Source organism: Mycobacterium paraterrae (assembly GCF_022430545.2).
GTDB classification, from domain to species: domain Bacteria; phylum Actinomycetota; class Actinomycetes; order Mycobacteriales; family Mycobacteriaceae; genus Mycobacterium; species Mycobacterium paraterrae.
The window spans coordinates 3382931-3392232 of sequence record NZ_CP092488.2; the positions used below are offsets into that span (position 1 = coordinate 3382931).

Annotated in this window: 10 protein-coding genes; 5 read left to right on the forward strand and 5 right to left on the reverse strand. The window is 67.6% G+C overall.

Going from position 1 to position 9302, the window contains the following annotated elements:
- Positions 1–30 precede the first annotated feature (30 nt).
- Positions 31–1245: an Rv3212 family protein gene (locus MKK62_RS16325; RefSeq protein WP_240258837.1), complete on the reverse strand. Its 1215-nt coding sequence runs from the start codon at positions 1243–1245 to the stop codon at positions 31–33.
- A gap of 20 nt (positions 1246–1265) precedes the next feature.
- Positions 1266–2780 (reverse strand): DEAD/DEAH box helicase, encoded by a 1515-nt coding sequence (locus MKK62_RS16330; protein WP_434085094.1) that lies wholly within the window; start codon positions 2778–2780, stop codon positions 1266–1268.
- Between the two features lie 343 nt (positions 2781–3123).
- Here MKK62_RS16330 and MKK62_RS16335 point away from each other — a divergent pair, with 343 nt between their 5' ends.
- Complete coding sequence (locus MKK62_RS16335) at positions 3124–3819, forward strand: ferritin-like fold-containing protein (RefSeq protein ID WP_240258835.1); 696 nt, start codon at positions 3124–3126, stop codon at positions 3817–3819.
- Positions 3820–3905: 86 nt separating this feature from the next.
- Here MKK62_RS16335 and MKK62_RS16340 read toward each other — a convergent pair whose 3' ends face one another.
- On the reverse strand, positions 3906–4544 hold the full coding sequence (locus MKK62_RS16340) for an MmpS family transport accessory protein (RefSeq protein WP_240258834.1): 639 nt from the start codon (positions 4542–4544) through the stop codon (positions 3906–3908).
- A gap of 191 nt (positions 4545–4735) precedes the next feature.
- On the opposite strand from MKK62_RS16340, the gene MKK62_RS16345 reads away from it, so the two are divergent.
- A complete protein-coding gene (locus MKK62_RS16345; protein WP_240258833.1) occupies positions 4736–5005 on the forward strand; it encodes a DUF3107 domain-containing protein in 270 nt (89 codons plus the stop codon).
- Here the strand turns inward: MKK62_RS16345 and fasR are convergent.
- Entirely contained in the window at positions 4992–5648 is a 657-nt protein-coding gene (gene fasR, locus MKK62_RS16350) for an HTH-type transcriptional activator FasR (RefSeq protein WP_240258832.1), read from the reverse strand. The two genes, MKK62_RS16345 and fasR, sit on opposite strands and share 14 nt — an antisense overlap.
- Positions 5649–5830: 182 nt before the next feature.
- On the opposite strand from fasR, the gene MKK62_RS16355 reads away from it, so the two are divergent.
- From MKK62_RS16355 to MKK62_RS16365, 3 genes are all read left to right on the forward strand, one after another.
- On the forward strand, positions 5831–6865 hold the full coding sequence (locus MKK62_RS16355; protein WP_240258831.1) for a DUF3152 domain-containing protein: 1035 nt from the start codon (positions 5831–5833) through the stop codon (positions 6863–6865).
- A 58-nt stretch (positions 6866–6923) separates the two neighbouring features.
- Complete coding sequence (moeZ, locus tag MKK62_RS16360; RefSeq protein ID WP_240264110.1) at positions 6924–8078, forward strand: adenylyltransferase/sulfurtransferase MoeZ; 1155 nt, start codon at positions 6924–6926, stop codon at positions 8076–8078.
- Between the two features lie 70 nt (positions 8079–8148).
- Entirely contained in the window at positions 8149–9003 is an 855-nt protein-coding gene (locus MKK62_RS16365; RefSeq protein ID WP_240258830.1) for a TIGR02569 family protein, read from the forward strand.
- On the opposite strand, the gene MKK62_RS16370 is transcribed toward MKK62_RS16365, so the two are convergent.
- Complete coding sequence (locus MKK62_RS16370; RefSeq protein WP_240258829.1) at positions 9000–9302, reverse strand: MGMT family protein; 303 nt, start codon at positions 9300–9302, stop codon at positions 9000–9002. The genes MKK62_RS16365 and MKK62_RS16370 overlap by 4 nt on opposite strands.

Genomic DNA, 9302 nt, shown 5'->3' on the forward strand with positions numbered 1-9302 from the left:
GCCGTTCCGGCGCGCATCGTCGTTGCCTGACTAACCCAACGCGACGAGCGTCGTGCCGCGCTGTTCGAGCAGCTGGGAGCCCGATGCGAGTGGGATCACCGGCGCCTGGCTCGGCGGTCGGCGCACCGGCAGGAAGTCCTCGCCCACCCCGGTGACCGGATCGCAGACGGCGATTCCGTCGGTGACTGGGACTATTAGTCTGCCGGCCATCAATGTGGCCGGGCCCGCCGGAGTCGAATCGCCCGCGGGCCCAACCGAATAGCGGTAAGTCAGGTTCGCCGCGTCGAATACCATCACGCGCCTGCCCGTCCACCAGGTGATCAAGTTGCTGGAGCGGGTCACCACGTTGGAGGTCAGCGGTGGCTCGGGCAGCAGGGTGCTCCCGATCGTGGTCCCGGTCTCGTCGATGACGTCGACCCTGGGCTGCGGCGCGGGCAGGTAGATCGCGGTCCGGGTTTCCGAGACGGCCAGAACTTTGGCACCCGAATCGGCGCCGATGCCCGGTTCAGCGAGGTTGCGCTGGTCAGGCTCGTCTTCTTCCTTGGCCGGTCGCAGCAGAGTGAGCCGCAGGTCGGCCTGGCGCCCGCACGCCTCGAACACCGACACCGCCGACGAACTGGCTGCGGCCGACGCCAGACGGCAGCCGGTGTGCAGGCCCTTCGATGTCGGCTTCACCGGCGCGTCGATCTCGCCGTAGGACAGCATCCGGACCATGTCCGAACGCCACAACTCGAGACGGGTATCGCCGGCCGACAACACTGTCGTGCCATCCGAGGACAGCTCGACCTTCCGATTGCTGTAGCTGCTGCGGGCCGGCCCCCGCTGGCCGGTGCCTGCGTCGAGTGTGCTGACCTGGCCGCAACCCCGGTCGTCGCGGTATACCGCTACCGCGTAGCGATATACCCATGAGACGCCGCACAAGTCGGTGTCGCGCGAGTAGGTCCAGCGAACGGCGCCGGTGGCCGGGTCGCGGCCCTCGACGCCACGACCGTCGCCGGTGACGACGGTTCCGGCCACGGCGACCGGCTGCGCCGTCGCCGCACTGTTGGCGTGCCAGAGCTCCCGCAACGACGTCGGCACCGCATGCGCGGGCGTCGGGTTGGGCGCGGGCACAGCCGCCGGGCGGCTGACGGTCGCCCGCGCGTCGCTGGTCCACCAGATCACAGCCGCGACGGCGACGGTCACCGTCGCGATCGCGGCCGCGGCCAGCAGATCAGTCTTGGTGCGGCGTTCCGGCTTGACCATCGCGCGCGGGAGCCGCCCGATCAGTTCGCGGTGGCCACGGGAGCTTCGGCGCCCGCGGCTTTGCGGGGACGACGCCGGCGACGCCGCGCGCGGGTCCCGTCACCGGACGGTGCGTCGGAAGCGCCTTCGGGTGCTGCCGATCCGTCGGTCTCGCCGTTGGTCACGGAGTGGCCGGTCGCGGATTGGCCGCCACGGGTACGACGGCGCTGGCGGGTGCTCTTCCGCGCCGGTGCTTGGTCACTGCTGCCGCGGTCACCGACGGACGGGCTGCGCTTCACCGGAGACTTCTTCGGCGCCCCGATGCGGCCCGTCGTGTCGGTCGGGATGTCCAGATCGACGTAGATGTGCGGAGAGTTCGAGTACGTCTCGGCCGGCTCCGGGTAGCTCAGGCCGAGCGCCTTGTCGATCATTGTCCAGCGGGGCAGCTCGTCCCAGTCGACCAGCGTGACGGCGATGCCGGTCTTGCCGGCTCGGCCGGTCCGGCCGATACGGTGCACGTAAGCCTGCTCGTCTTCGGGGATCTGGTAATTGATGACGTGGGTGATGTCATCGATGTCGATGCCGCGGGCCGCGACATCGGTGGCGACCAGCACGTCGATGGCGCCGGACCGGAACTGCTTCAGCGCCTTCTCGCGGGCGATCTGCCCGAGGTCACCGTGCACGGCGCCGACGGCGAAACCGCGCTCGGCGAGTTCGTCGGCGACTTTCTGGGCGGTGCGCTTGGTGCGGGTGAAGATCATCGTGGCGCCGCGGCCGCGAGCCTGCAAGACCCGGCTGACCAGCTCGACCTTGTCCAGAGCGTGGGCTCGGTAGACGAACTGCGTGGTGCTGTCGTGGACGGCTGACGAGTGCGGCGCCTCGGCCCGGATGTGGGTCGGCTGATTCATGAAGGTGCGGGCCAGCGTGATGATCGGGTCCGGCATGGTCGCCGAGAACAGCATCGACTGCCGCTCGTCAGGGATCTGGCGCAGGATGCGCTCGATGTCGGGCAGGAAGCCGAGGTCAAGCATCTCGTCGGCCTCGTCCAGTACCAGTACCGACAGGCCGCCGAGCTGCAGGTGGCCCTGCTGGGCCAGGTCGAGCAGCCGTCCCGGCGTTCCGACCACGACGTCCGCTCCGGCGCGCAGCGCCTCGACCTGCGGCTCGTACGGTCGACCGCCGTAAATCGATACCACTGACAGCGGGCGCCCGTCCTCAGCGTTGAGGTACTTGGCGGCGTCGGAGAGGTCGCCATGCACCTGCAGGCACAGCTCGCGGGTGGGCACCACAATCAATGCCCTGGGTGTTCCGTTCAGCGGTCGGTCTGGGCCAGATGTGGTGATCCGCTGTAACAGCGGAACGCCGAAGGCGAACGTCTTGCCCATGCCAGTGCGGGCCTGGCCGATCAGGTCGTCGCCGGTGAGCGCCAGTGGAAGGGTGAGCTCCTGAATGGCGAAGGGATACTCGATGCCCTTCTCGCCGAGCGCTCGCACTATTTCGGCGCGGATACCGAGGTCGGCGAAGGTGGCCTTGGGCTCAGGTAGGTCAGGTGTGATGAATGAGGTCATGCGTGAAGCACTATGCCTTTCGGGGTTCGTATTCGATTGGTCAATCGTTGCGGTCACGCGCGCACCAGTTGAGGAGTCGAATACGTTGCCGATTCGCGGGGCCCTGCACAGATGAGAAGCGGGCCAACTGCGTGCACGCACATTGCCTAGGCTGAAGTGGTACGGATCTACCACCGTTACCTGTATTGATTGTAGCCGGTAGGTGCCTCGAACCTCGATTCGCGGCCTCGGCGCCCGCGGCGGGTCGCCGGGCAAGACCCTGTTGGGCGATCGCAAGGGCGGCATCGGCGCCCACAGCGGGTCGTCGCCCAAGGCACCTAGAGTGGGTGCCATGACTCCGCTTTCGCCGGGTGACAAGCTGGCCGATCCGCCGCCGACGAGGCTCCCCGCGGACCATCCCGGCGTCGTCGAACTTTTCGCGCTGCTGGCCTATGGCGAGGTCGCGGCGTTCTACCGGCTCACCGACGAGGCGCGGATGGCTCCGGACCTGCGCGGCCGAATCTCGATGGCAAGCATGGCCGCCGCGGAGATGGCTCACTTTGAAACGCTCTGCGACGCGTTGGAAAGCCGTGGTGTCGACGTGCTGCCGGCCATTTCGAAGTACGCCTCCGCGCTCGAGGGATATCACCGACTCACTACCCCGAGCACCTGGCTGGAGGCCTTAGTCAAGACGTACATCGGGGACGCGCTGGCGGCCGACTTTTACCTCGAGATCGCCGATGCGCTGCCCGACGAGGTGGCCGATGTCGTGCGCTCGACGATGTCGGAGACCGGGCACTCGCAGTTCGTGGTCGCCGAGGTGCGCGCCGCGGTCACCAAGAGCAACAAGCAGCGCAGCCGGCTGGCGTTGTGGTCGCGCCGTCTGCTCGGCGAAGCGATCACCCAGGCGCAGTATGTGCTCGCCGAGCACGACGAACTGGTCGACCTGGTGGTGTCGAGGACCGACGGTCTAGCGCAGCTCAGCGGCTTCTTCGACCGATTGCAGCGCACTCACGACGAGCGGACGCGCGAACTGGGCCTGGCCTAGCGGGCGCGTAAAAGTCGGGCAATCAGACCTAGCCCAATGACGATGCGCACCGCGAGACGGTGCGTTGAGGAGTTGGGCAATCACACCTAGGGCGTGCAGGCGGCGATCATCGTGCTGCTGGTCGAGATCGCGACGTTCTGACCCACACTGTCGGCGATCGAGCAGTTCAGGCGGCCGGTCAGGCTGGTCGCCACAACCGATCGCGTGCTCACGCCGGGGTTGAGCACGACGGTTCGCGACCAGGGCAGTGACACGTTGAAGTCGGTCTGCGGCGCACCGGACGCGTCGGTGTAAACGACCGTGACCAGATCCAGCAGGCCCTTGGTACCGGTCACTCGGTACACGAAGGTGCGGGCGGCCACGTCCGGTGCGATCGGTGGGGTGGTCTGCGGTGGCGGCGTCTCGCTCGGCACGGTGCTGGTCGCCGTCGGGCTGGGCGGACGCGACGTCGGCGTCACGGTAGTAACCGTCTCCGGCGGTAGCGCCGGGACCAACCGCGGCGACGTGCTGTGGCTCGGCGGCACCACGACCGTCGCCGATGTCGAGGCGCTGTCACCGCCGTTGACGATCACGACGGTGGCGATCATGGCGAGCACGAAGACGATCCCGGCGATCGCCGCGACTGGTCGCCAGCGCTCATCGGCCGACGGGTCATCGCCGTCGGCGTAGAGGTCGTCGACGGTGTCGGCGTCGTAGTCCTGAAGCTCGCGGTCCAGGTAATTCATGGTGCTGATGGTGCAAATGTTAGTGATGTGACTGGGCGTCGGCGCTGTGAGCATGGGCGTGTCAGGTCACGATTTGCCAACAGGCACCGCCGCGAAGTCTTGCTACGGACCGGCTTTGGGCACGCCTCCTCGGCGTCCACTAGCCTGCAAGGCGCAAGCATCATCGAGCGAAAACATGGGAAGGGGCCGGCGTGGAGGTCAAGATCGGTATCACGGACAGCCCGCGTGAGTTGGTCTTCACCAGCGCGCAGACGCCGAGCGAAGTCGAGGAGCTGGTCGCCAATGCGCTGTCCAAGGACGCCGACGTGCTGGGCCTGACCGACGAGAAGGGTCGCCGCTTCCTGATCAACTCGGCCAAGATCGCCTACGTCGAGATCGGCGCCGCCGACTCGCGCCGCGTCGGCTTCGGGATCGGGATCGGCGGGAGCGCCGCTAAGAGCGGGGCCTCTACGACCGGGTAAGGGGCACGTGTGACAGGCCGCCCCACGCGAACAGCACGGTGCCGTCGACGGCGTCGTCCTTACTGATCGGGCGGTCGGCGTCCAGCCAATAGCGGGCGCAGTCGACGCTGAGCGCGACCAGAGCCACGGCGATCATCCGCGCGCGGTGCGGGTCCAAACCCGAGTCGGCACTGATCAAGTCGAATACCGCGTCGATGCACGACTCGGTGGCGACCCGCACCTGGGCGGCGACCTGGGGCTCGGTGGTGTAGTCGTTGTCGAAGATCAGCCGGTAGCCCTGGCTGTCGTGCTCGATGAAGTCGAAGAATGCCTGCACCGCTGACCGCAGCCGCTGCCGGTTGTCGGTGGTGGTGCGCAGCGCCTGGCGCACGCCGGACACCAAATTCTCGACGTGGCGCTGCAGCACCGCCAGATACAGCTCGAGCTTGCTGGAAAAGTGTTGGTAGAGAACGGGTTTACTCACACCAGCGCGCTCGGCGATCTCGTCCATGCCGGCGGCGTGGTAGCCGCGATCGACGAAGATGTCGCTGGCCGCGATGAGCAACTGGCCCCGACGCTCGTCACGAGGCAGTCGGTTTCCGCGCCGGGCCGAGTTGCCGGGCTTCACCCCGCTCCTGCCGGCAGCGTTGGCGAGATCGCTCATCCGTTCCTCAATCTGCTGTCTTCGCGCCGTGGGCCGAGAGCGCGGTTGATCCGAAAGACACTACTACCCGCGCTCATGTTCAACTGTTACCCAAGTCCTGTATGTCCGCGCGCCAACGTGATAACGGCGGCTTCTGGCGCGCCGAGAGTCCCAGCTAGCTGGTGTTGTGCCATTCTGGGACAGTGACCTTCGACCCCGAGTGGCGCGGGGGCAGCCGGACGCCGGTTCTTCGCGAAGACTGGCGCGAGCCGCTACGCGCTCAGCGCGACCCACTGGCGTGGGGAGGCCCCGGACGGGTCCGGTCGAATCGGGACAGCAGTCGCTGGCGCAAGCAAAGTTGGCTGGGTCGTTTTGTCTCCACCTACGGCTGGCGCGCTTACGCGCTGCCGGTGCTGATCGCGGTCACCGGTGTCGTGCTCTACCAGACCGTCACCGGAACCAGCGCTTCTGCGCCTGCCTCGGGTCACCCGTTGCAGGGTCCGCCGAAGATCGGCGCGGTCGGCACGGTGATCGTCGACGCCCCGCCCCGCGGCCTGACCCAATACGACGCCAGCCTGCCCACCGGCATGCTGCCCAACGGCGGACCCTTCACCGAAGCAGGCGCCAAGACATGGCAGGTGGTTCCGGGCGTGACACCGCAGGTCGGTCAGGGTGCGGTCAAGGTCTTCAAATACACCGTCGAGGTCGAAAACGGCATGGATCCCACCGCGTTCGGCGGTGCCGACGCGTTTGCCGCGATGGTCGACTCGACGCTGGCGAACCCGAAGAGCTGGACCCACGACGCGCAGTTCGCGTTCGCCAGGGTCGACGGCACCGGCCGCGTCAAGCCCGATATCCGCATCTCGCTGAGCACGCCGATGACCGTCCGCGAGGGTTGCGGCTACGAATTTCCGCTCGAGACGTCTTGCTACAACCCGTCTTACGGGGCCGGTGTCGAACCGCGGGTGTTCATCAACGAGGCCCGCTGGGTGCGCGGTGCCCTGTCCTTCCAGGGTGACGTCGGCTCCTACCGGCAATATTTGATCAACCACGAGGTCGGCCACGCCATCGGTTACTTGCGCCACGAGCCGTGCGACAAACCGGGCGGTCTGGCGCCGATCATGATGCAGCAGACGTTCTCCACCTCCGACGACGACAACTCGAAGTTCGATCCGGAGTACGTCAAGCCGGACGGCAAGACCTGTCGCTTCAATCCCTGGCCGTATCCGATCGCCTAACGCGCGCGGCGACGTAGCGGCGAGGGGGCACGCCGGGCAGGTTTAGCCTGGTGGAGTGCTGCCCCCGCTTGTTGACCCGGCCGACGAGCTGACGCCGGACGAGTTGACCCGCTACAGCCGGCATCTCGTCATCCCCGGCCTGGGCGTCGACGGTCAAAAGCGACTGAAGAACGCGCGGGTGCTGGTGATCGGCGCGGGAGGTCTCGGCGCGCCGGCACTGTTGTACCTCGCCGCTGCCGGCATCGGCACCCTCGGCATCGTCGACGACGACGTGGTCGAGGAATCGAACTTGCAACGCCAGATCATCCACGGGGTCGGCGATGTCGGGCGGCCCAAGGCGCAGTCGGCGCGTGACTCGATCGCCGAGATCAATCCGCTGGTCCGGGTTCGCCTGCATGAGGCGCGGCTCGACCGCCATAACGCCGTCGAATTGTTCGAGCAGTACGACCTGATCCTCGACGGCACCGACAACTTCGCCACCCGCTACCTGGTCAACGACGCCGCGGCACTTGCTCGCAAGCCGTACGTGTGGGGATCCATCTACCGGTTCGAGGGCCAGGTGTCGGTCTTCTGGGAGGACGCGCCGGACGGTCGAGGCCTGAACTATCGCGACCTGTACCCGGAGCCGCCACCGCCAGGCCTGGTGCCGTCGTGCGCCGAAGGTGGCGTGCTGGGCGTGCTGTGCGCCTCGATCGCGTCGGTGATGGGCACCGAGGCGATCAAGCTGATCACCGGCCTCGGCGAACCGCTGCTGGGCCGGTTGCTGATGTACGACGCGCTGGCGATGAGCCACCGGACGATCGCGATCCGCAAGGACCCGGCTGCGCCGCCGATCACGGAGTTGGTCGACTACGAGCAGTTCTGCGGAGTCGCCCCGCCGGCGGCCGGCGACTCGGCTATCACCCCACGGGAACTGCGTAACCTACTCGATTCCGGCGACACGATCATCCTGATCGACGTGCGGGAGCCGGCCGAGTGGGACATCAATCGCATCGACGGTGCTCAGCTGATCCCGAGCTCGTCGATCGACTCCGGTGAGGGTCTGGCCGGGTTACCGCGCGACCGCAGGCCGGTGCTCTACTGCAAGACGGGAGTCCGCTCGGCCGCGGCGCTGACGGCGGTCCGCAACGCCGGGTTTGCCGATGCCGTACATCTGCAGGGCGGCATCGTGGCCTGGGCGCAGCAGATGCAGCCCGACATGGTGATGTACTGATCCGCCGCGCGGCGATCACGAGTCCGTGTCTAGTCCCGGGACTTCGCTGGCCGAAGTTTAGGCTGTTCGGGTGAGTATCGAGCCGCCGCCCGAGCATGTGTTGTCGGCGTTCGGATTGAGCGGCGTTCGGCCAATTCCGTTGGGTGCCGCGTGGGAGGGCGGCTGGCGTTGCGGCGAGGTGGTGCTCTCGATGGTCGCCGAGAACGCCCGGGCTGCCTGGTCCGCGCGGGTGCGCGAAACGTTGTTCGTCGACGGAGTGCGATTGGCCCGCCCGGTGCGCTCGACCGACGGGCGCTACGTGGTCTCCGGTTGGCGCGCCGACACGTTCGTCGCCGGTCAACCCGAGCCGCGGCATGACGAGGTGGTGTCGGCCGCGGTGCGGCTGCACGAGGCCACCGGCAAGCTCGAGCGGCCGCGTTTCCTGACCCAGGGGCCGACCGCGCCGTGGGCCGACGTCGACGTCTTCATCGCCGCCGACCGGGCCGCCTGGGAGGAACGCCCGCTGCAATCCGTGCCGGCGTCGGCGCGTACGGCGTCACCCACCGCGGACGGCCAGCGCTCGGTCGAGCTGATCAATCAGCTTGCCGGACTTCGTCGTCCGACCAAGAGCCCGAATCAATTGGTCGATGGCGACCTCTATGGCACCGTGTTGTTCGCGGGCGCGGCCGCGCCCGGGATCATCGACATCACGCCGTACTGGCGGCCCGCGTCGTGGGCGGCGGGCGTGGTCGTCGTCGACGCATTGTCCTGGGGTGAGGCCGACGAGGGGCTCATCGACCGCTGGAACGCCCTGCCGGAGTGGCCGCAGATGTTGTTGCGCGCGTTGATGTTCCGCCTTGCGGTGCATGCGTTGCATCCGCGCTCCACCGCCGCGGCGTTCCCGGGTCTGGCGCGGACGGCCGCGTTGGTGCGGCTGATCCTCTAGTCGGGGAAGACGAATCGCAGCTCGTCGAGCGGAATCTTGCCGTCTTCTGCCAGCACCCCTTCGGCCCGGAGGAGTTCGAGTTGCGTGGTGGTCAAGTGCTTTGCCGGGCGGCCCGACGCGGTGATCACCCGGTGCCATGGCAGATCCTTCGAGTCGGTGCGCATGATCCAGCCGACGATGCGCGGGCTGGAAAGCTTTGCCACCGTTGCGATATCGCCGTACGTCGAAACCCGGCCCGGGGGAATCGACGCTACTAAGGCGCGCACCCGTTCGACTTGCTCATCGGTGATCGGCGCCAT